Origin of the sequence: Psychrobacillus sp. NPDC096426 (genome assembly GCF_044762745.1) — a bacterium.
Taxonomy (GTDB): Bacteria; Bacillota; Bacilli; order Bacillales_A; family Planococcaceae; genus Psychrobacillus.
This window is the reverse complement of the sequence record NZ_JBIWEX010000008.1, coordinates 137,413-160,240: the sequence shown is the minus strand read 5'-3', so window position 1 is coordinate 160,240 and position 22,828 is coordinate 137,413. Positions and strand designations below refer to the sequence as shown.

At 37.5% G+C, this 22,828-nt stretch carries 16 protein-coding genes; 9 read left to right on the top strand and 7 right to left on the bottom strand.

Annotated features, from left to right (window positions below):
- The first annotated feature begins 125 nt into the window (after positions 1 to 125).
- On the top strand, positions 126 to 1,793 hold the full coding sequence (locus ACIQYS_RS09170) for a peptide ABC transporter substrate-binding protein (protein ID WP_402978030.1): 1,668 nt from the start codon (positions 126 to 128) through the stop codon (positions 1,791 to 1,793).
- 153 nt (positions 1,794 to 1,946) lie between these two features.
- On the opposite strand, the gene ACIQYS_RS09165 is transcribed toward ACIQYS_RS09170, so the two are convergent.
- From ACIQYS_RS09165 to ACIQYS_RS09150, 4 genes are read right to left on the bottom strand one after another with little or no spacing between them, the layout of a single operon-like run.
- Positions 1,947 to 2,621, bottom strand: coding sequence for an ABC transporter ATP-binding protein (locus ACIQYS_RS09165; RefSeq protein ID WP_402978027.1), 675 nt, complete (start codon positions 2,619 to 2,621; stop codon positions 1,947 to 1,949).
- Entirely contained in the window at positions 2,584 to 3,747 is a 1,164-nt protein-coding gene (locus ACIQYS_RS09160; protein WP_402978024.1) for an ABC transporter permease, read from the bottom strand. The genes ACIQYS_RS09165 and ACIQYS_RS09160 overlap by 38 nt, the downstream gene beginning before the upstream one ends.
- Positions 3,747 to 4,967, bottom strand: a complete 1,221-nt coding sequence (locus ACIQYS_RS09155; RefSeq protein ID WP_402978021.1) for an ABC transporter permease — start codon at positions 4,965 to 4,967, stop codon at positions 3,747 to 3,749. Before ACIQYS_RS09155 ends, ACIQYS_RS09160 begins: the two co-directional genes overlap by 1 nt.
- Before the next feature lie 58 nt (positions 4,968 to 5,025).
- A complete protein-coding gene (locus ACIQYS_RS09150; protein ID WP_402978018.1) occupies positions 5,026 to 6,522 on the bottom strand; it encodes a hypothetical protein in 1,497 nt (498 codons plus the stop codon).
- A gap of 800 nt (positions 6,523 to 7,322) precedes the next feature.
- Between ACIQYS_RS09150 and ACIQYS_RS09145 the strand changes: the two genes are divergently transcribed.
- Positions 7,323 to 12,662 (top strand): S8 family serine peptidase, encoded by a 5,340-nt coding sequence (locus ACIQYS_RS09145; protein WP_402978015.1) that lies wholly within the window; start codon positions 7,323 to 7,325, stop codon positions 12,660 to 12,662.
- Between the two features lie 300 nt (positions 12,663 to 12,962).
- Here the strand turns inward: ACIQYS_RS09145 and ACIQYS_RS09140 are convergent, their stop codons facing one another.
- Positions 12,963 to 14,549 carry an NlpC/P60 family protein gene (locus ACIQYS_RS09140; protein WP_402978012.1) on the bottom strand — a complete coding sequence of 529 codons (1,587 nt, stop codon included), beginning with the start codon at positions 14,547 to 14,549 and terminating at the stop codon, positions 12,963 to 12,965.
- 226 nt (positions 14,550 to 14,775) lie between these two features.
- Between ACIQYS_RS09140 and ACIQYS_RS09135 the strand changes: the two genes are divergently transcribed.
- Both ACIQYS_RS09135 and ACIQYS_RS09130 read left to right on the top strand, forming a co-directional pair.
- Positions 14,776 to 15,237 (top strand): competence protein ComK, encoded by a 462-nt coding sequence (locus ACIQYS_RS09135; protein WP_402978009.1) that lies wholly within the window; start codon positions 14,776 to 14,778, stop codon positions 15,235 to 15,237.
- Between the two features lie 244 nt (positions 15,238 to 15,481).
- Entirely contained in the window at positions 15,482 to 15,964 is a 483-nt protein-coding gene (locus tag ACIQYS_RS09130) for a sigma-70 family RNA polymerase sigma factor (protein ID WP_402978006.1), read from the top strand.
- Between the two features lie 607 nt (positions 15,965 to 16,571).
- On the opposite strand, the gene ACIQYS_RS09125 is transcribed toward ACIQYS_RS09130, so the two are convergent.
- Positions 16,572 to 17,234, bottom strand: a complete 663-nt coding sequence (locus ACIQYS_RS09125) for a hypothetical protein (RefSeq protein WP_402978003.1) — start codon at positions 17,232 to 17,234, stop codon at positions 16,572 to 16,574.
- Between the two features lie 224 nt (positions 17,235 to 17,458).
- On the opposite strand from ACIQYS_RS09125, the gene ACIQYS_RS09120 reads away from it, so the two are divergent.
- Complete coding sequence (locus ACIQYS_RS09120) at positions 17,459 to 18,514, top strand: YecA family protein (protein WP_402978000.1); 1,056 nt, start codon at positions 17,459 to 17,461, stop codon at positions 18,512 to 18,514.
- Positions 18,515 to 18,543: 29 nt separating this feature from the next.
- On the opposite strand, the gene ACIQYS_RS09115 is transcribed toward ACIQYS_RS09120, so the two are convergent.
- On the bottom strand, positions 18,544 to 18,798 hold the full coding sequence (locus tag ACIQYS_RS09115) for a hypothetical protein (RefSeq protein WP_402977997.1): 255 nt from the start codon (positions 18,796 to 18,798) through the stop codon (positions 18,544 to 18,546).
- 201 nt (positions 18,799 to 18,999) lie between these two features.
- Here ACIQYS_RS09115 and ACIQYS_RS09110 point away from each other — a divergent pair, with 201 nt between their 5' ends.
- The 4 genes from ACIQYS_RS09110 (at position 19,000) to ACIQYS_RS09095 (ending at position 22,808) form a co-directional block, all read left to right on the top strand.
- Entirely contained in the window at positions 19,000 to 20,226 is a 1,227-nt protein-coding gene (locus ACIQYS_RS09110) for a hypothetical protein (protein ID WP_402977994.1), read from the top strand.
- Positions 20,227 to 20,363: 137 nt separating this feature from the next.
- Positions 20,364 to 21,056: a hypothetical protein gene (locus tag ACIQYS_RS09105; RefSeq protein WP_402977991.1), complete on the top strand. Its 693-nt coding sequence runs from the start codon at positions 20,364 to 20,366 to the stop codon at positions 21,054 to 21,056.
- A gap of 302 nt (positions 21,057 to 21,358) precedes the next feature.
- On the top strand, positions 21,359 to 22,084 hold the full coding sequence (locus ACIQYS_RS09100) for a YveK family protein (protein WP_402977988.1): 726 nt from the start codon (positions 21,359 to 21,361) through the stop codon (positions 22,082 to 22,084).
- A 4-nt stretch (positions 22,085 to 22,088) separates the two neighbouring features.
- Complete coding sequence (locus ACIQYS_RS09095; protein ID WP_402977985.1) at positions 22,089 to 22,808, top strand: CpsD/CapB family tyrosine-protein kinase; 720 nt, start codon at positions 22,089 to 22,091, stop codon at positions 22,806 to 22,808.
- Positions 22,809 to 22,828: the final 20 nt, after the last annotated feature.

Sequence of the window (22,828 nt, the reverse complement as noted above, 5' to 3'; positions counted from 1 at the left end):
CAACTAAAAAAATGAAAACGCATCCAAATTTTTCACTATTCCGAAATAAAACGAGAAAATTTAGTAGATTAATGTATAATAGAAAGAGAAATGATTATTTCAAGAAAGTAAAAAGGTGGATGTTTATGAAGAAAAACAAATTATTTTGGCTATTAGGGATGATTTTGGCTCTAGGTATCTTTCTAGCAGCTTGCGGCGAGGGGGACAACGCCGACACTTCTGTGGATACAAAAGATGCAGAACAAGTATTAAATTTAGTGGAACGTGCAGAGATTCCGTCTGTGGACTCGGTTCTTGCGGATGATGCTGTTTCTTTCAACGTACTAAACAATATTGCGGAAGGATTGTTCCGCTTAGACCAAGACAATGTAGCGGTTCCTGCGATGGCTGAAAGCGAGCCGGAAGTTAGTGAAGATGGTATAACATATACATTCAAATTACGTAATGCTAAATGGTCAGATGGTACACCTGTTACTGCACACGACTTTGTGTTTGCATGGCAGCGTGCGGTGGACCCGGCTACCGGATCGACTTATGGACCTTATATGATGACTGGCATTATTAAAAATGCAACAGAAATCTCTCGAGGCTCGATGGATAAATCAGAGCTCGGTGTAGAAGCAAAGGATGACAAAACGTTAGTAGTTACACTGGAACGTCCAGTGCCTTATTTTGTATCTCTTATGGCATTTGGAACATTTTATCCGCAAAGTGAAGCGTATGTAACTGCGCAAGGGGAGAACTATGCCGCAAACTCAGATAGTTTATTATCCAATGGTCCCTTTATCCTAAAAAACTGGGATGGTACTGGCCTAACCTGGTCAATGGAAAAAAATCCAGAGTATTGGGATGCAGAGACGGTAAAGCTTGATACCATCAACGTAGATGTAATTAAAGAACCAGGTACATCCGTTAACTTGTATAATAATGGAGAAAAAGATCGTGTTGCACTCACTGGAGAATATGCAATGCAATATGCGGATGATGTGGAAGTAGAACAAGTTTTAAAACCAACTGTCTACTATTTGAAGTTCAATCAGGAACGAAATGGTGTAAAGACACCGCTTTCCAATGTGAAATTGCGAAAAGCACTGGCGATGTCTTTTAACAAACAAGACTTAGTGGATGTTGTCCTTGCGAACGGTTCAATTCCAGCTGATTTCCTTGTGCCAACGGGGTTTGCATATGACGAAAACAAACAAGATTTCCGTGAAGTAAACGGGGATATGCTCCCATTCAATGCAGAGGAAGCAGCAAAGCTATGGGAAGAAGGCATGAAAGAAGAAGGCTTGACAAAGTTGACGCTAGAATATATTAGCGGTGATACCGAACTTGCCAAAAATATGGACGCTTACTTGCAATCACAGATGGAGACAAACCTAAAAGGACTTACGCTTAGAGTAAAAAACGTTCCTTTCAATGTTAAATTAGATTTAGATGCTGCGCAAAATTATGATATCCAAAGCACTGGATGGGCGCCTGACTTCCAGGATCCGGTTACCTTCGTTGACCTGTTCCAATCGGAGTCATCGCAAAATAATATGTCTTTCTTTAATGAAAAATTCGATGCGCTTCTAGATCAAGCAAAAGGAGAACTTGCACTAGATCCAGCAGCGCGTTGGAAAGCGTTAGCAGAAGCCGAGAAAATAATTGTCGAAGAAGAAGCTGCGATTGCCAATATGTATCAAACAGGTTCCATGTCACTACAAAAACCTTATGTGCATGGTATCGTTGCACACCCATTCACTGGGGACTACAGCTATAAGTGGGCTTATATTTCTGGGAAAGAATAAAATAGAGTAATAGTCTCAATGCAATTTATATTAAGCGAGGGTATCCGGTTCTGTAGAATATTGAACCGGGTACCTTGTTTTTTTTGAGGGTGCCAGGTTCTAAAACAATTCAGAGTTTTATGAGAACTTGACGCCTAAACGAAGGGATAACTCCTATCCCAATTCCTCCACAGTCAGTCCCTTTGACTGGAGTAAATTGGAGTAAAAAGGATCTTTTCCTAGGCAGTATATTCGGTCGCAAAAAGAGGTAATCTCGGTCATATCATGAGACGTATAGATAATCATTTTTCCCTCGTTTTTTGCTAGGTTCACTAAATAGTTACCAATCTCTTCTTTGGATTTCATATCTATTCCTACGGTTGGTTCGTCTAATAGGATTAGTATGGGGTCATGAATAAGGCTGATTGCGAGATTTAGTTTTCTTTTCATTCCACCGGATAAAGATTCTACGGGTTCATCCCATTTGTTAAGCTGCATATCGAGACAAAGCTGCTTGCATTCTTCTAATGACTTTCTTTTCCATGATAGCTTTTCGAAGAAAGAAAAGTTTTCTGCTACAGTGAATTCCTCCCATAAAGAGATTTCTTGGGGAACGTATCCAATAAGCCTGCGGATGTTTTTTATGTCTGTTGTGTAAGATTTCTCTTCTAATATAATACTGCCATTAGATTGTGGTAATACAGTTGCTAAAATTTCCAATAGAGTCGATTTACCTGCTCCATTTTCTCCAACTAAACCAACAACTTCTCCTCGGTTCACCTGGAGATTTACATCCTCTAATATTTTGTGTTTATGAAATCTTTTTTCTAGCGAACTCACTTGTAGCATGTGGACTACCTCCTTTAAATAGAACGAGTACTAAAAAGATGACAATAATACTCAAAAAACCAAAAGCGATTTCTCTGTGAATCAATGAATAGACAGGGTTGAACCATTCTAACCAAGACCATCTTCTCATAATGGAATCGATTGGGATAAACGCACCCCCGCATATTGTTAGTATGAGTGAGATAGCAACAGCACTTATGTAGTAGGAAAAGGTATTAGTGAAATTCTTAGCAAGTAGAACCGCTAGAATATTTATTGTTAAACGAAAGCCGAACAGTGCAAGAAAAAGTTGAACACTTGGAGATACTAGATCCAGAAAGTAGAGAACATATACAGTAATAACATCTATTAAATATATGAAAATCGTATAAAACAATAGATTCCAAACAATATAACTTTTTAACGAAATTTTAGTAAATGTCCAACGTACTCTTATTAATTTTCTATTAGCTTTCACTATCCAATCGAAGATAAATAAAGTAGCGATCGTTTGGAAAAAAGCCCATATCCCCCATACAGATAGAAGGGAGGTGCTTGGATTGGCTGTTTTGCTAGGTGTCCATTGAAACGAAAAGCTTGTAGTAATTAGCTGTTGATTATCTTGTTTTTCTTTACTTGTTTCATAAATCTCCTGCATATTCCATTTTTCACTAGAACCATATTTTTCGTATAGATCCCTTATTGTGAATGCTGCTTTCGTGCGAGTTGCTTCTTCTTGCACGTAGGAGCTAATGGACTCCGCAACCGCAAAATAGGCAAAGGATCTATTAGATGAGTAAGCCTCTAGTAGATGGGACCGACGATTGGATAAAATATCTTCCTCGTATCCTTCTTTAATGACAAATACACTATCCAGTTCATGTTTCTCTAATAGATCTGTAGCTTCTTGAAGGTCAAGTCGATGAATTTGTAAATAATCTGTATCCACTATCCGTTGAACTAAAGCGTCGGAAAGGGAGGACTCTTCTTCTACTACAAGACCAATCGGAACTTTCGATTCATTTCCCAGTTTGTGTAACGCACTGAAAGTTATAAGGCTCAAAAGACCTGGTAGTAAGAGCCAGGTTAATAAAACTTTCCATTCTTTACGCAGCCTCATTAATTGTATGGCTAGAATCCCTTTCATTATTTCCACCTATCTTTCCATCGGCTAGATATCCACAACAAGATTAGCCCCATAAACGATTGAATTCCTAACAAAGTAAAGTCTGCGTAGTTTCGTCCAACTAACACAATATCTACAATCCACTTGAAGCTTTCAAAGGAAAAGAGGAATGGAAGTAATTTTTTTAACAATAACGGAAAATAAATAGTAGGTATTAATGCTCCACTTGAAACAATCAATAGTAAAATCAAGAAAAACTGAAGGAGTAGTCCGGCTCTTTTGGAGGAAATCCATAAGTCTATTAACGCTAAGCTTACTAATAAAAGGCATCCGTATAATATAATAAAAGTAAACAGACGGAAATAATCTAATGCAAATAACTCTACAGCAAAGAATTTTATTATCGGAATTAAAGCAATGCTAGCAAATACAATGCTTACTAAAAGTGAAATGAGTATTTGCGAAACAGTCGTATGCCAGTGGGTTACCCCAAGTAACTTCCATCGATTGCGCATGGCGACATGAGTATCTTTCCATAACAAAGAGTAGCTTCCAAATAGCCAGATAGTAAATGCGCTAAACCAACCAGCTACTACATAATAATTCGTAGGAGCAGTTGTTGTTATATTAGTGATGACATCTTCGTCTAGTATTTGCCCGCTTCCCAGGGTATATAAAGTAAAATCGATAAATGTTTCAAAGAGAAGTTTCTCTAATTCCTCTTCAGGAATATATGCATTACTAGCATAATCATAGACGGTTAGAATATTAGCCTGTGCAGAGGATATGTAACGCGTCAAGCTTTCTGCTAAATCTTTTACAATGAAGCTATCTATTGTTTGGGAAGGGTTACCTACAATTGAAAGGGAGACAGATTTTCCTTTATAGAGCTTTTTAGTGATTCCCTCGGGGAAAAGTATGTACGCGCTTATTTCATTGTTCTCTATTTTAAGATCCGCAGCCTTTTTTGACATGGCAATAATTTCGATGCCTTCTTCTTTATCTATAGAAAGTGACATGAATTCCAGCAACATTTTCGTTTCTTCTGTTTGATCTTCATCCACAAATGCAATGGAAATAGGTGCCTTGGCTGATGGTATAAAAAGGGAGGCAATAATTCCGAGTGTTGAAGCTAACAGAAAAATAGGAAAAAGAAAAAGCAGAAGAAGTGATTTCCACTTCTTCTGAATACTTCTACCATATTGAGTCGTAAAGAAAGCAATCTTTTTCAATTCGATCAAGATGCAACCACTCATTTCTTTAAATTTGATATTGTCATCCTACTGTGGACAATACAGTTTAATATAACTCTTGTTCTAATTGTTCGGTGATGCTAACTCCCCAGCGTTCCAACTCTGGATAAATATCTTCCATCATAAATTGTTGCAGAGCATCGGCGTCCATCGTTCCGATATTCACCATTTTCTCTGTTTCAGATGGTAGATTTACTTTTTTAATAATCTTACTTTCTTCGTTAACGTTTATGATAGCATTTGAACTGCTATCTATCTTAAGAGAGAGTTTATGTTTTGCATTCATAGAATCTTTTTTGTAGCTTGAATTTCCATTCCACAAAAGTTCCACTGGTTGGTATTCGTCTTTTAGTACAAATTTACGTTCGAATGTTCTATCATCACCAGATACCTTTTCTTCTCCATTATAAACAATGCCAACCTTATTATCGTTTAAAAATAAGATTTCGTCCTTATAAGTTCCATCTTTTTCTGTAGTTAGGTCACCTGTAAAATGCAATTGGTCATTATCTATACTAATTGTATAATCCCAGCTTTGTGCAGAATCTTCTAGTGATTGTGTACCAACAATTTCTAATACCCCGATGTCAGCTAATTTTATATTAATTTCTCTTTTAACGATCAAATCGGCATTATGCCAGATAGTAGAGTTAATACCATCAGGAAGGTCTAGTTTATCTACTGAGCTTATTAGGTCATCCATTACTTTATTAAACTCAAATGGGGTGTTTGGACTGCTAACGGCAGTAAACTGATCAAATGATCTTTCCAAGTATTCCTCAACAATCGTTTTAAATTTTGTATCTTTCTTCGCTTTTTGAAGTACATCAGTTAAAATCTTTTTCACTTCAGCTTCTGTCAGTGACATGGAAACCTTTTCTGTTTTAAGAGATTTTCCATTTACTTCGATTGTTTCATCCAAAGTGGTAAATGATTCTTCTGGCAAAGATTCATATAAATACATAATGTATTCTTTTTTCAAATAATCCCTGTTTTCTTCGGTTAAAATACTATCTTTGCCAAGGAAATTCTCTAAACCTAGCTTATCACTACCTGCATAATTAGGATCTATTGCACGCATTAAGTTTCCATAATCTTTATCTTGTAATTGAAGTAATTGATCATAAAAAGGAAGTTCAAAAATTATTTCTTCTGTTGTGATATAGCCTTTAACAGGATTAACATCCACTCCAAGAATCGTTGCATTGATCTCGGCTTCTACCTCTTGCTTATTTGGATCAGTTGCCAATCTTAAAGCTAGATTAGAATTGTTAAGTACTCTTTCTAGTTGGGGATCAATATCGCCTGTATATTCTCCTGAAAACTCATATGTACTATCAATAGTAGATTTCGTACGTTTATTTGCCCAATCACTCTCATTTGCATAGCGTGTTTCGACAAGTTCTTGGATATGTTGGATCGTTTTAACTTCTGAATAAAAATATTGTTCCTTCGGCGTTTTCTTCACTAGAAAAAAAGCAGATACTCCTCCAGCTACAACAAAAATAGAAATAAAAGCAATAATCCATGTTCTTTTCTTCATAATATCTTCCTTTCAATTCCATATATGTAAGTATATAATTTGTTTTCTTAATTTTTCATCATATGTGTGCAATTTTAATTATAGCAGATAAAATAATTCAAATAACTTTTTTTAATAAAAAATTCGGAAAAATAGGAATTCATTTTTTGGTGAAATATGGAGAAATTAGATAAAAAAGTCCCGGAAATTAAAAAGTTCTCTGTGTAAGACACAATGAAAGATGAAGAAGTAGCTGTACAATAATAGAAATATTAAGCATTTAACTTCTTCCAACATTCCGCATTATTCTTCCAAATATCATCTATTTTCTTCCAACAAGCCAACTTTTTCTTTCAAACTATGACAAACAGCTATCCAATTTTTACAAAACCTCTCTCTAAGACACATTCTGCCAAACACAATTTGAGACTGTAGAATATTGTAATCTAATAACATATTTTACGAAAACATCGTAATATAATACTAATATACTTCCAAAATTATGAATAAAAATGGTGTTTCATTTTTCAGAATATTTATACTATAATAAGGGACACAAAATGAAATCTAGTAATCTTTCCTCAAATCCTATTATCAACATTCAACCTAGAATACAATGCAGCAAAGAATTATACCTCATGTCATAACAACATGAACTAACACATACATTTAAAACCAGTATGAAATGATGAGAGTTGCTTTATATGTAACTCTCATCATTTTAAAGGAAGGATGCGATTATTATAGAAAAGCATTAGCAACAAGGCTGGACAACCTTATAGTTTGGAAAAGTAAGTAACTGTGGAAATGGGGGAATTATATTGAAGAAGAAATTAGTCAATAAGTTATTTAGTACATTTATGGTATTAGCTATGGTATTTACGATGTTTAGTCCGGCAATGATTGCTTCTGCCAACACAGATGTAAAACCATTCAAACAAAACGTTCCGAGCGAAAGCACGATGCAATTAAAGGCAGCGGTCGCGGAACAGTTAGATTTGATAGATGGTGGACCGAAGCTACACAAAGATCTAGAAAACTTATCAGGCAATCAAGAAGTTGCAGTAATCATTCATTTATCTGAAAAACCAGTAGCATTAGAAAAAGGAATAAGTGAGCTAAAAGGAAAATCATTTTCGGCAGCACAAGAAAATCAAGTAAGAACAAAAGTAAAAGCACAACAAACATCCGTACAAAAAGAATTAACGGTAAAAAATATTGCGATTAAAAAAGGGTATGAATTCGATACAGTATTGAACGGTTTTGCGGCGGTTGTAAAAGCGAATGACCTTGAGAAACTACTAACTGTTCAAGGGATTACACTAGTAGAGCCGGACACAATCGTTTATGCGTCAGAGGTACCACAAAAATCCAAACCGACGCAACCTTCTACAATTAACAAAGATAAAATCGTAGATGCAAAGATGAATACAAGTATTTCATTCTTAGGTATCGAACAACTTTGGAATGAAGGAATCGAAGGACAAGGCATTAAAGTAGCTGTTCTCGATACTGGAATCGATGCAGATCATCCAGAATTCGCAGGTATTTATAAAGGTGGAAAGAACTTTATTCCAAATTCATCCACTTATACAAGAACCCGTGCGGATAATGATGCATCGGAAACCTCACCTGTAGAACGTCCTGCAGGAACTCCCGAATTTAATGCAACTGGAAGTGCGTTCTATACTTCTCACGGTACGCATGTTGCTGGTACAATTGCCGCAATCGGTGCGAACGAGTATGGCATTAAAGGGATTGCACCTAAAGTAGATCTTTATATGTACCGTGTACTTGGAGCATATGGAAGTGGAGCTACTTCTGGTATTGTGAAAGCAATTGACACAGCTGTTATTGAAAAGATGGATGTTATTAATCTATCACTTGGTGGCGGTGCGAACACAGAAACAGATAGCGGATCTTTTGCCATCAATAACGCAATGATGGCTGGTACAATCGCTGTAATCGCAACAGGTAATTCTGGTCCTAACCGTGGAACAATGGGAACTCCAGCTACAGCTCGTTTAGGTATTGCAGTTGGTAACACCACAAACCCGGAAACAATGTATAACGGACAAGTGAATGTTACGGTTGGTGATTATAATCTGACAAAACAATTACAGTTAATGGGTACTACTTTCGGAGGAGATTTAGCAACACAACTACAAGGTGAATTTGACTTAGTAGCGGTTCCTGGAAACGGGGAAGCAAAAGATTATAATGGCCTTGATGTGAAAGGAAAGGTTGCATTAATCTCCCGTGGTAGCATTGCGTTTGTCGATAAAATTGACTATGCAAAAGAAAATGGAGCAGTTGCAACGATTATTCATAACTTTGCAGGAGGTACGAATGCACCAAATGCATCTGGAACATTCCTAGGCGACTCATTTGCATTTGTTCCAACGTTTGATATGTCCCAAACAGATGGGGATGCAATTCGCAAAGCGTTAAATGGAGGAGCAGGAAAAGTTTCTTTTGGTAATTTTAAATCTACAGCAACTGTTGGGGATGAGGTAAATGATTCAAGTTCCCGTGGACCTTCCACTCCAAACTTTGATATCAAGCCGGATGTAAGTGCGCCTGGAACAAACATTATGTCTACTGTTCCAATGTACAAAGCAGATTTCCCAGATGCTGTTTACAATGAAGCATATGACCGCAAAACAGGAACATCAATGGCTACACCGCACATCGCTGGTATTGCAGCACTTGTGAAACAAGCGAATCCGGGCTGGAGCGCATTCGATGTAAAAGTGGCACTTTCTAATACGGCAAAAGTGCTTAATCAATCAAAATACGATGTATTCGCACAAGGTGCTGGTCGTGTAAATGCATATGCAGCAGCTCATCCAAGTGTACTTGCTTACGCACTTGATAAAGCAGTACAAGACGGAAGTGGAGCAATCGTTGATAACTTGAAAGGTACGGTTACATTTGGTCCACAGCCACTAACAGAAAATCGTTCTGTTACCAAACAAATTCTAGTAAAAGATTTGAAGGGTACTGGAGGCGCTTATCAAGTAACAGTTGAAACGACAAAATCATTTGGTAATGCAAAAGTGACGGTTGATAAACCGACTTTCACGTTGAATGGCGATCAACTGTTAAACGTTACGTTAACTGCTTCGAAAGCAACAGCACCAAAAGGATCTGAAATTCTAGGATATATTCATATTAACGGTGGTGGTTCTGAAATTTCATTGCCATTTGCAGCTGACTTAAGTAGTGTAGTTCCGATAGAAATTCAAAATATGAAAATTACAGAAACAGACTTATCCTTTAACGGAGATGGTGTGAAGGATTCAGCCGTGCTTTCATTCACGCTGACCGGCAATGTAGCAACCAACTATGTGGAAATTTGGGATATTATGAATCCTGAAGGTGGAGAATACGGTGACGGCTATATTGGCTACTTACATGCAAGTGCTTCACTTGCAAAAGGATCCTATACACTACCTATTAATGGACAATACAAACCTTGGGGCAGTGCACCTGCAACAACGATTCCAGATGGTTTATATACGATTGACTTTTCTGCAAGTACAGCTACAGGACCTATTGGTGACTACGTAGGACCGATTGTCGTTAAAACAACAAAACCAGTAATTGAAGGCTCTGTCAAAGATAGAGTAGCAACAGGGCAAGTTACGGACAAATATATTGATTATAATGAAGAATTATATTTATATGGTTTAGAATATGACTTAAATGACAAGCTAAAAGCTTCTTATATTGCAACAGTTAATGGAGAAGCAGCAGCGGCAGTAGACTTCAAATTAGCGCAAGATGGTTCATTCACATTCCCAGTAACAGCAGAAACAGATTCTGTAAAAGTTATCGTGAAAGATGCTGCGGGCAATGTAGGAGAGGCTTTAATTTATGAAAAAGAAGAAGCAATAGTTACACTCTCTGTAAATCCAACGGAAGTTGATTTAGAAGTAGGTGCTACAACGCAATTAGCTGTTACAGAAACTTCCACTCCAAAAGAAGGAACACCGACTGACAAAGATGTAACAACAGATGCTACGTATACTGTAGCGGACGAAAGCATTGCAACAGTTAAAAACGGACTAGTAACTGCGGTAGGTAAAGGTTCTACAAAGATCACTATTTCACATGGTGAAAATGAAGTTACGGTAAACGTAACGGTAAAAGATCCAGTAGTGATTGTGCCAGGAATTACATTAACGGCTAATACAACAGAACTTAACCTGCTAAAAGGTAAAGAAGCACAACTGAAAATTACAGAAGTAATCACAACAGCAGATGGCAAAACAAAACAAACAGACGTAACAAAAGCTGCAAAGTATACAGTAGCAGATACGAAAGTTGCTACTACTAAAGATGGTTTAGTAACCGCAAAAAATACAGGAAGCACAACAATTACTGTTAAATACGGTAAAAATGAACTTACTGTAAATGTGACAGTTACAGAACCAGGTGTGACACTAACGGCAAACAAAACAGAACTTGATCTACTAAAAGGAAAAGAAGCACAACTAAAAATCAAAGAAGTTACAACAGCAGCAGATGGGACACAAAAACAGCAAGACGTAACAAAGGCAGCAACATATAAAGTAGCAGACAGTAAAGTAGTTTCTGTAAAAGAAGGTTTAGTAACCGCAAAAAATGCAGGAAATACAACTATCACTGCTAAACACGGTAAAAATGAAGTAACAATAAACGTGACAGTTACAGAATCAGTCGTGACACTAACAGCAAATAAAACGCAACTTGACTTAGAGCCAGGAAAAGAAGCACAACTGAAAATTACCCAAGAAACAACAACAGCAGATGGAAAAACGAAAAAGACAGACGTAACGAAATCTGCAACGTATAAAGCAAAAGGTAACATCGTTTCTGTAGACAGCAATGGTTTAGTGACAGCATTAAAAGCAGGTACTACAACAATTACCGCAAAATACGATAAATATGAAGTAACTGTAGATGTAAAAGTTACAGAACCAGTAGTAACACTGACTGTAAACAAAACACAGATTGATCTAGAACCAGAAAAAGAAGCCAAACTGACGATTAAAGAAGTAATCACATCGGCAGATGGAAAAACAAAACAGACAGACGTAACAAGTTTTGCCACATATACATCTAAAAATGAAGAAGTGGCTACCGTAAAAAATGGTGTAATAAGAGCAATAGGTGGAGGTACTACAACAATTATTGCTAAATACGGTAAAAATGAAGTAACTGTAAATGTAACAGTTACAGCACCACAAGAGACACTAGTTGTAAACAAAACAGAAGTTGAACTAGAACCAGGAAAAGAAGCGAAACTGACTGTAAAATTAGTAACAACAAAAGCGGATGGAAAAACAACCGAAAGAAATGTAACTTCAAACGCTACGTATACTGTAGAAAATGGTCAAGTAGCTTCCGTAACTGATGGTGTAGTAAAAGCAAAAAATGCAGGAACTACAACTATCACCGTTAAATACGGTAATAGCGAAGCACTTGTAAATGTATCGGTTAAAGCACCAGGACTAACACTTGTTGCAGACAAGACAGAAATTGAATTAGAACCAGGAAAAGAAGCAAAACTGAAAATTACAGAAATAAAAACAACGCCAGATGGAAAAACAACTGAAAAAAACGTAACCGCAAATGCTACGTATAAAGTAGCAAACAATCAAGTAGCTTCCGTAACAGATGGTGTAGTAAAAGCAAAAAATGCAGGAAGCACCACAATCACTGTTAAATACGGTGAAAATGAAATACTAGTAAACGTAACGGTAAAAGCACCACCAGTAATAACACTAGTTGCAGATACTACTCAAATTGATTTGGAACTAGGAAAAGAAAAACAACTGGTTATCAAAGAAGTCACAACAACATCAGATGGAACTACATCAGAAAAAAATGTAACATCGAATGCAAAATATACTACAAGTACTAATAAAGTAATTTCAGTTACTACAGATGGTCTAATAAGACCTAAAAATGTAGGCAGTGAAACAATTACTGTTAAATACAATAAAATGGAACTAACTATAAATGTAACGGTCAAAGAAGCGCCAATAACATTAGATGTACCAAAGGCTGAAAATGTGATTCCGAATTTTGAATCAAACATTCCAAGTCCTGGATTATCGGTACCAAGTTTTGAATCTATGCTTCTAGGTTCTAGAGCAATCCCGACAGTATAATTCCTGTCTAATAATCAAAATGATAAGTTAAAAGAAACAGCTGGGGCCATGTCCCTAGCTGTTTCTTTTTTTGGCACTGTGCAAGAGCTGTTTTTATTATGCGCAACTTCTTCCTTGCTCCTCGCAACATTGATCGACTTATGCGCAACAATCCCACTCGTACTCGCAACGTTTCTATTCATTTACGCAATGTTTTTTATATGTGCAACTTCTTCCACGCTACTCGCAACATTCCGAGACTTATGCGCAACTTTGACACAAAAAGCACGAACTCACAAAAGGAGTCCGTGCTTTAATTCTCTACTTTTCCAGATATCTTCGAGCTCCCGCATAGTTTTGCTTATAAACACCCGCCGAAATAGATTCGATCTTCACTTTGTCGGATGCGTTTGGGGCATGGAGCATTTTGCCTTCGCCGATATATAATCCGACATGATACACTTTACCTTTTCCTCCGTTTCCAGCAAAAAACACGAGATCGCCAGGTTGTAAGTTACTTTTCGAGACCGGTGTTCCTTTCGTTGCTTGGTAAAAAGAGTCACGCGGTATAAGAATCCCATGGTTTTTATATACGGAGTAAATAATACCGGAGCAGTCAAACCCAAAGGAGGACGTGCCTGCCCATAGGTAAGGAAGACCTAGGAATGCTTTCGCGCTATTAACGATATCTTTTTGCGATGGTTTTGGGACTGCTGCATAATTTTTATGTACTTTTGCATCTTTTTTAGGCAAATATTTAACCCCATTTTGTGGAGTAAGCACATGCAGCCATTCTCCTTCTTCTTTTATGACTGGAAGAATCGTTGTATAGCTGATGTCTATGTATTTATTCTTTTTATTTGTATCGCTATAAAGAGTAGAAGATTTCGCATTCACAATTGCAATGGAGCAAGTGGACGTATCAGTTGTTGTTTCGTATAAATGCGATGTCGGAACCCAACCTGGATATCCTTCTTTTTGATAAGGTACGTACTGATCTTTGACTGCTATTTTAGACCATTTTCCGCTTTTTTGTAAGACGACGACTTCCTCACCGAACAACGCTTGAGTATCGGTTTTATCTACGAGCCACCATTTTTCTTTGAGATTCATCGTTTTCGTCCACTTCGAAATGTCTACCGGAGTGGAGATAGAAGGGCGATCTACCGCTCGATCTATGCCAGGCTTGTGCCAAAGGGATGTAACTTGAACATTCACTTTCACTGTTTTTGCGTTGCTTGGCTTTTCGCAAGAAGCAGGAACGGTTGGAACGCTTGGAGTAGGTGGTACAGACGGTGCTTTTATTCGGAATTCTGGATTTATTGCCCGCGCAATAAATACGGCAAAATCTGCTTTTGTGATGTTAGCTAACGGATTAAACGTATTGTCTGTATAGCCCGTTGCGATATTCGTTGCTTGTAGCGTACTAATAGCCTCCGCAACCCAATAAGTTGGTGATACATCGACAAATGGCGTTTTCGTTGTTCCTTTTAAATCAAAAGACCTAACAAGAAAGACAGCCGCTTCCCCCCTAGTGAAAGAGGCATCTGGGTTAAACGCTCCATTCTCATCGGCATTCATGATCCCACTGTTAGCTATCGTTGCCATAATAGGAAAGCTTGGGTGATTAGCGGGTACATCTGTAAAATTCGGATCTACTTGATTGGACGTATCAAGACTAAGAGACTTCACAATCATCTCCGCTGCTTCCAAACGAGTGATCTCCGCATCCACTCCATAGGCACGCTCCGGGTCGCCAGTTATGATGCCTTTCGATGCTAAAAAATCCATTTCCGTTTTAGCTGGATAACTATCCCCAACATCCTTATACAACGGTGCAGCAGAGGCATTACTAAATGTTGAAAATAAAATAATCATAAATGCAAAAAATACTATGAATCTCTTCATTTTAATGACTCTCCTTTAGTTTGATAGTTACATAAATAGTATAAACTACATAGATGTCCCTGTGTAAGAAACTATCCAGAATTCTATTGTCTTACACAAGGAAGGTATAGATCCAAAGACTTGAATAAAAAGTTCTAATATTTATTATTTTTTGTAAATTTAGACTATACATAGTTTTGTATATTTGATAATATATAGTAAAGGAGGCAAAAAGGAGGATATATATTTGAAAGAAAAGGATTCTAAATTGATTAATCGACGAGTATTGGTGCTTGAATCTGTTTTTACGAATGGCAACAAATCGAAAATTACAACAACACATGGAATTCATTATTCAAAAATGTCTGTACTTGAGTTACTTAATAACGCTTGCATGCGCTACGCTTCTACTTTAGAAGGACGGATGAAAGCGATTAAAGAGGTCCTGAACTACTATCAGAAAACACCAGTTCTCATCAATCCTCATGAGTTTGGCGCATTTCCAACACTATCATATAAGGATATAGAGTGTGTATGGATTTTTAATCATCACTTCTACGTCAATGAGTTAGGTAATGGAAAATCGCAAATCATGTTTGATAACGGAATTCACGTAACTGTAAAAGCTTCCAAAAATGTTTTACTAAAACAACAACAACGACTACACACAGCGATCAATATATTCAGCAAAATCGAGCATTTAGAGTAAACAACATTACACTAATTAACTGTCTCCTGGATAAAAAGTAAAGCGGTTGAAGTATAATCTTCAGCCGCTTTTTTGTGTCCCTATTGTATGTGAATGATAGACAAATTAAAAACGCCCTCTAAAAATACATGCAGTTCAACACCCGCAAACTGTGCATATACTCTTTCGCACTATAACGAGATTCCATATATCCTATACCTACCTAGGAATAACCGAATCGTGCACGAGTCAAAAGGAACGCATAGTGAGCACATTTGAAGAAGTCTTGCCGCAATATGAACCGATGATTTCCGCCTGCATTCGCAAACTGCATATTTACAAAAACCACGAACTATATAGACAAGCCGGAAGAATTGCTTTATGGAAGGCGTGGGTGAGGAACGATGCAACAAAAGGGGACTTCGCACCGTACGCCTATCGGTGCATATACGGGGCGATGTTAGATGAGCTAAAAAAGGAAAAGCATCAAGAAGAATACGTCGATATAGTAGAAGATGAAAAACTATCACGCTTACTGGAAAAATCGCTCGTCACAGCCTTCATCCATGAAGACCTCGGAATCGCCTTAGAAAACTTAACCGAGAGCGAACGGGAACTGCTCCTATGGATCTTCGTCGAAGGAATCTCACTCCAACAAGCAGCAACACGCGCGGGCATCACGATACCAGGCATCAAAAAAAGACGCGAACGCTTGTTGCAAAAACTAAGAGAAAAACTGACCCAGTAATCGAAAAAAGCTCTGTAGAGAGAACATCTCTGCAGAGCTTTTAAGTAAACCTCTTACTTTGCGAATTGATTGCTTTCAATGACTATTCAGTTGCCTTCAAGGGTAACTTGGTTGCTCTCAGAATAGAATTGATTGCTCTCAATGACCAGTCTGTTGCTCTTAACCATTTTCTGGGTTCATTTATTGTAAAACTACTTAATATTGGATATATTTCCCTCTCATTAGTAGTCCAGCGTCATCTCACGTCAAGTGAACCCTTTACATTGAGAATTGGTTGCTTTCCAACAACTATTTGGTTGCTCTCAGAATAGAATTGAGTGTTTTCAATGACCAGTCTGTTGCTCATAGCCATTTTCTGGGTTCATTTATTATAAAACTACATAATATTGGGATTTAGCCAAGCACGATACTGATAAGTTAGCAAATTCTATTGACTGGAGCGTAAGGCGGCAACTCCAGCGGGATGAGTGAGACAGATGAACCATCACAACGGACGCGAAAGCGGCGGTGATGGTTCATCGCTCACCCCGCGGAAAGCGTCCGCCTGATGCGGAAATCATAGCGATTACTTAATAGAGCTTTTAATGCGCACATTCCGATATTATATTCAAATCAAATAAATCATACGATCCAAATAAGTACCCAACATCGTACCTGCCAAAATAGTCACCAATATCAAGAACAACAACACAAATACAGCAATATAAAGGATAAAACCATATAAAGGATCCAGTCCAGGTGCCTTTTTAGTCGCTAAAAAACTTACCAAGTACAGCGGCAACACAAACAAAGCAAATATAAAACTCACGATTAAAACAAAATTTCCATATGTAAATGACTGAATAGCCATTAATAGAAAAGAAACCCCAACACTCACAACAACAGGAGACAATTGCCCTCCATAAAAACTAATAATCGCCTTCAATGAATTCGGGGAACCAAAAAAGTTATTCGCAATGTAAAGTGCAAAAATGACAATTCCCACTAGTAAGAAAACAAGTAACATAATCTGAACGAAAAAAGGAAAAAAGCCTAAAGACTCCCCAAAATAATTACGGTTAACAACTAAAAATAAGGAAATCGTATACACGATGGCAAACAACAGAATGCTAAGCAACCCATTCGAAAAATCCTTTTCTCCTTCTTCAAAAGCGCGAGAAGGGTATTTGAATTGTTTCATAAAATAGGTACTATATTGTTTAGACTTCTTCTTCATATTTTCCATATGAATATTTGGTTCCACTCGTTGAGCAGAAGCTCTTTTTTTCACTGTGACAGTGGGCTCTTCTAACTTTTCCCCACATATTCCACAAAAGTTTCCGATGGCTTGTTCGTTACCACAATTAGAACATACGATACGAAATTCCTCCTGCGTTCTTTTTATATACATGGTATGAATTGTATTGGACAAATATTCCGACGTTTCCGATATCCGAAACAATGTCACAAAGCGTTAAATATTTGATATGATAGGAAGAAAAGGTGGGATTTTATTTGTTAATAACTGTAGGACGAAACGCCCCATGTCCGTGCGGGAGTGGGAAAAAATATAAAAAATGCCACGGCGGCAAAGAAGCAGTATCGGTTCAGCAAGTGGCCGATGAGGAATTGAGTGCAATCATCCAGAACTTTTACAGAGAATATCCGGAACGAAAAGATATATACGAGCTTCGTATGTTACTTAGCAGATGGAATGCAAGGTTAAAAGGATTTTGGTCACCAAATCAAATCGAGCAGCAATTGGTAGATTACTATTTACTTCTTCTAAAACAAGATATTTGGCAAAAATACGTAGAGAAACAATTGCAAAAAGCGGTTCGACCGTCCGTCATGCAAGTGCTCGAGAAGTGGATAAGCCCTATGATGATTATGGGAGAAGTAATAGAGGTCGGGCAAGGGTTTGTTACACTGAAGGAAATAGTTGATGAAAACGTCTATGAGCTAAATACATTTGGCGATACGAAAACGGCAAAAGGAAATTATGTAGTAGGCATCGTACTGCCGGATAGCCGTCGGGATTCAAATGGCCTCATGGTTATTTCGAGAGTTGCCCTGCTGCCGAACTGGATTGCAGACGGCTTGAAGGACGTAAAGAAACTTGCCAAAGAAAGCAAATTAAACACACAAGCATTTTACAAAGAGCATATGCTAGAATGCTTAACGTTCATTAGTGAAAGCAAAAAAACTAGTGAAAGCCCAAAAATCAATAATGAAAGTCAAAAAATCGAAAGTACGAGCCAACAAAACGATTCTGAAATGACCCCAAAACAACTAGAAATGCTACTAGCCTTGGAAAATATGATGAACGAGAAAGAGATAAAGAACGACGAACTCATCCGCATTTTCCGTTCCTACTTATCGGAATGTTCTCCAAACCCGCGAAAAGCCGCAGCAACAGCAGCCGGAGCTATCCGTTTCGCAAAAGAACGTCTATCCACAGAAGTGTTCCCATGGACGAATAAAGAAATAGCTGCTATGTTCGACGTGTCCACGTCAACCGTTCAAAAGTATTTTGAAGAAATAGATGCATTTTTGGCTGTCCCTGTGTAAAACAAATTGTTCCTACACAGGGAACAATTTCAGCCTCTCATTCTAGGATCCAAGTATTTATGGAATACTATTTTCTTCGTTATTGCTAATTCTTGTTTTGCTAACTTGGGAGAATAAAAGATAGTAGATCCTAGCGCAAGCTTGTCCGCTTCTGCTTCATAATCGATCACCGAAATATTCCACGTTCCTGATTTTTTAAGTTTTTCAATCAAATCACTTGTCCATACATCGACTCCTAAAATAACATGTTCCGTTTTTCCCCTTTTTCCTGTTCGCTGATACATTTCTCATCCTCTTTTCATGCGATCTTTTTGGTTTATCATATCATTTTTGGGGTATATCTGATAGTGGGGAACCAATTCAACCACTGGAAAACCAATCCACCAAATAAGTTGAATACTTTCCAATTAAATAGTAACATTAAAATTGTCAAAATATATCGTAAATTTAACAGCGATTATTTAATTAGAAAGAGGAGGAGAAATATGAGTAAACGTTTTATCAAACAAACGACAGCAGCAGTATTATTAACAACATCGGTATTATCATTTTCATCTGCTGCACTAGGGGCAACAAATTCATCCGTGGATCAAGCGGTGAATAAGGCGAAAGCAGAATTGAACAAAGCGACGACACATTATGTGAATCCGTCACTTGAAGGGAAGCTTACACCAAGTAGCGCACTATACCCTGCGTTAAACAGTGCGAAGAAAAACTATCAACTTACTAGAAGTGCGGTAGTATCTTCAAAACTATCTACTGCGCAAAAGAATGAAAAGTTGAAAGAGATTGATACGCTTTATAACGAAAAAGTTTCAGGTGGATTAGTACCATATATTGATGCATATAACTATACAACAAAATATTTAGTGCCAATTATGGATGAAATTGCAGCGGCGCAAGAAAGAAATGACTTTGCAGCTGTGGAAAAAGGTTACCACAAATTATCGTACCAACTAAAAGGTAGAACAGCGATTCTATACCGTTTCTCTGGCAAAGCAGCTCGTGATCTTCTACTAGAAGAGTACAAAAAACCTGCAGATGCCAAACGTAATGAATTAATGGTACCTGTAACAATTACTATGAAAATTACAGAAATTAACGATTTATTAAAAACTGGTAAAAAAGCAGAGGCTAAAACGCAGTTTGCAGAAATCGAAGCTCTATTAAACCGTCTTCCAAATGCTTCAACAAACAAGTTCGTTGCTGCATTGTTAGCGGAAGTTGCTAAAGTGAAAGCAGCTGTAGGAGATACTTCAACGGTAAAACCACCAGTAACAACTCCTGTTGATCCACCAGCGACTGGCGGTGGCGGAAATGGTGGTGGGAATGATACATCTTCAAAGGCTTCCCAACAAGAAGTGTTAAATACTAAAGTAGCAAGTCTAGTAACTATACTTAATACACAGCAATCAGATAAAGCAACAGCTTCCACAACTGGTGCTAATTCTCTTGCCGTTAGGGTAAAAGAAGATGTTGCAGTTGCAGAATTTTTAGGTAAAGGATTCTACGAAACATTTACGAAACAATTAGGTGTAACGAAAGTGAATGGTTTCGATCCTACATCAATAGAAGCAGTAACTTATATTGCATCTAAATTCCCGGCAACAGCAGAATCACTTGCTGATTTGAAGGGCCAATCAGTTACACTTACAATCACAGTAAACAATGGTTCTGATCTAACTGTAGATTTCACAATTTCATTTCAATAAGTACTAATTCATATACAAATCCCTTCACATCGACAATGTGTGAAGGGATTTTCTACATTATCTGGATTTATTCTTTACTTTTCTATTATTCTTCATGTTAAACTAAATATATAAACATACAGACAAAGGGGAATATTATGAATAAACCGAAAATATTTTTAATAGCAACTGTAGTTATTATACTCGGAGCAGGGGGCTACTTGCTCTATATGTTTAAATTTAAAGAATACGATGTGGCGGATGAAGAAGTGAGTGAGATTGTCGCAGATCCATATAAAGTGGAGCTGCCAGATGGGAGTATGCTTGTCATTGATGAAAACGGTGAAGTTGTCGAAGAGACAGCGACCTCTGAAACAGTTATGACAAGTGCATCAACCACCGAAGAAAAGTTAGCTGGAATGACGGCTGGACCTGGCACCGGTTCAACGAGTACAGTAAATAACACAACGGGAACAACAACTTCCTCTACCGAGAAACCAACTGTTGCATCGATAAAAGATAAATATAGGCCAGCACTAGAAGGACTGGAAGCACAAGCAGATTCCAAAATCAAGGCACTCATTGGACGAGCGGTAAGCGAATATAACGGGAAGATAGAAAACGGAGAAAAAGTGGATTTCGGCTACTTTTACAATAAATACACAGCCGCTGCAGGTAATTTAGAAGCGAGAACGGATACATTTTTTTATGCAGTATTAGGTGCAGCAGAAAAGGATCTTGTTGCAAATGGCTATGATAAGACCTACGCACAAAGCTTCAAAGATGAATACGAAGCGACCAAAAAAGCGCGACGTGACGGTATACTAAAAAAAGTACTTGGAAATCAATGACCAGCTTTAAATCCCCTCCCTATATACCTTAAAAACGTCGGGAGGGGATTTTATAGTATTCACCGGTAAAATAACTGATCAGTGATGAAGCCCAAGCAGACCAATTATTAATATAAGGGCAAAAGAATACAGAAAACGGAAATTAATATTGATATAATACGCCTGTATTTAGCTAATATTACAGTTCTCATGGTTATATTATATTTCTCTATGAAAAAAAATAAAGATAAAGGCGCAAACTGCCAACGTATGCTATACTATAACAAAAATAGAAGATTCTAAATTAAAGGAGTTATCAGATAATGGAAGAAACAATTAGCCTCCAAGATCTATTTAAAACACTGAAAAAAAGATTACTATTAATCATACTGACAACAATAGTCGCAATTACGGTCAGTGGTGTTGTTAGCTTTCTTTATCTGACACCCATTTATCAGTCCTCTACGCAAATTTTGGTCAATCAAGAAAAATCGGCTATCAGTACATTAAACTCCCAAGATATACAAACTAACTTGCAATTAATAAATACATACAATGTAATTATTAAGAGTCCTGCTATTCTAAGTAAAGTAATTGAACAGCTAGATCTAAACACAACACCATCTGCATTAACCGGTCAAATTACAGTAAATAACGAACAAAACTCCCAAGTAGTGAATATTACCGTGCAAGATGCCAATCCAAATACTGCAGTGGATATTGCCAACAAGACAGCTACTGTATTCCAAAAAGAAATTAAAAATTTAATGAAGGTAGACAATGTAAGTATATTAACACCTGCCCTCCTCGGAGAAAATCCATCTCCAGTAAAACCGGACCCAATGCTCAATATGGCGATAGCAGCTGTAATTGGTCTAATGTTAGGGGTAGGAATCGCATTTCTATTAGAGTATTTAGATACGACGATGAAAACGGAACAGGATGTCGAAGAAATTTTAAATTTACCGATAATTGGATTAATAAGCCCTATATCTGATAAAGAGATTCAAAAAACAATGGTACATATGCTGCAAAGAAGAAAGAGGTAGTAAGATGGCTAAACCAAAGAAGAAAAGAACAAAAAAACGTGCTATTCAAACCGTAGCGCGAAAACTTGTTACTAGTGTAAATACAAGATCCATTGTGTCTGAACAATTCCGTACACTTCGTACGAACATTAACTTTTCTATGCCGGACAAAGAATTGAAGACATTCCTAGTTACCTCATCTTCTCCTGGAGAAGGAAAATCGACAGTGGCGGCAAATACAGCGGTTGTATTTGCGCAAGAAGGGAAAAAAGTGCTGTTAGTCGACACAGATATGCGAAAACCTACCGTGCACTATACATTTCATCTAACAAACACGCTTGGAACATCCAATCTCTTGACACGTCAAGCTACTGTTGAGGAAGTAGTGAAAACAAGTGAAATAGAAAACTTGGATATTATAACTTGCGGTCCTATTCCACCGAATCCGGCGGAGCTTTTAAGCTCTCAAACGATGAACAATGTAATAGGAGAGATGAAAGAAAGCTACGACATTATCATTTTTGATGCCCCACCAGTTCTGTCGGTAGCAGATGCCCAAATACTTTCGAACAAGTGTGAAGGGACAATTCTAGTGATGAATACGGGGGAAACTGAAAAAGGTGGCGTGATAAAAGCGAAAGAAGCGCTTGTTTCCTCTCAAGCGAATATTATAGGGGTAGTACTAAACAACTTCCAATTACAGAAGGACCACTATTACTACCAATATTATGGAAATGTAGAATGAATAGGTAATTTATACCTAAT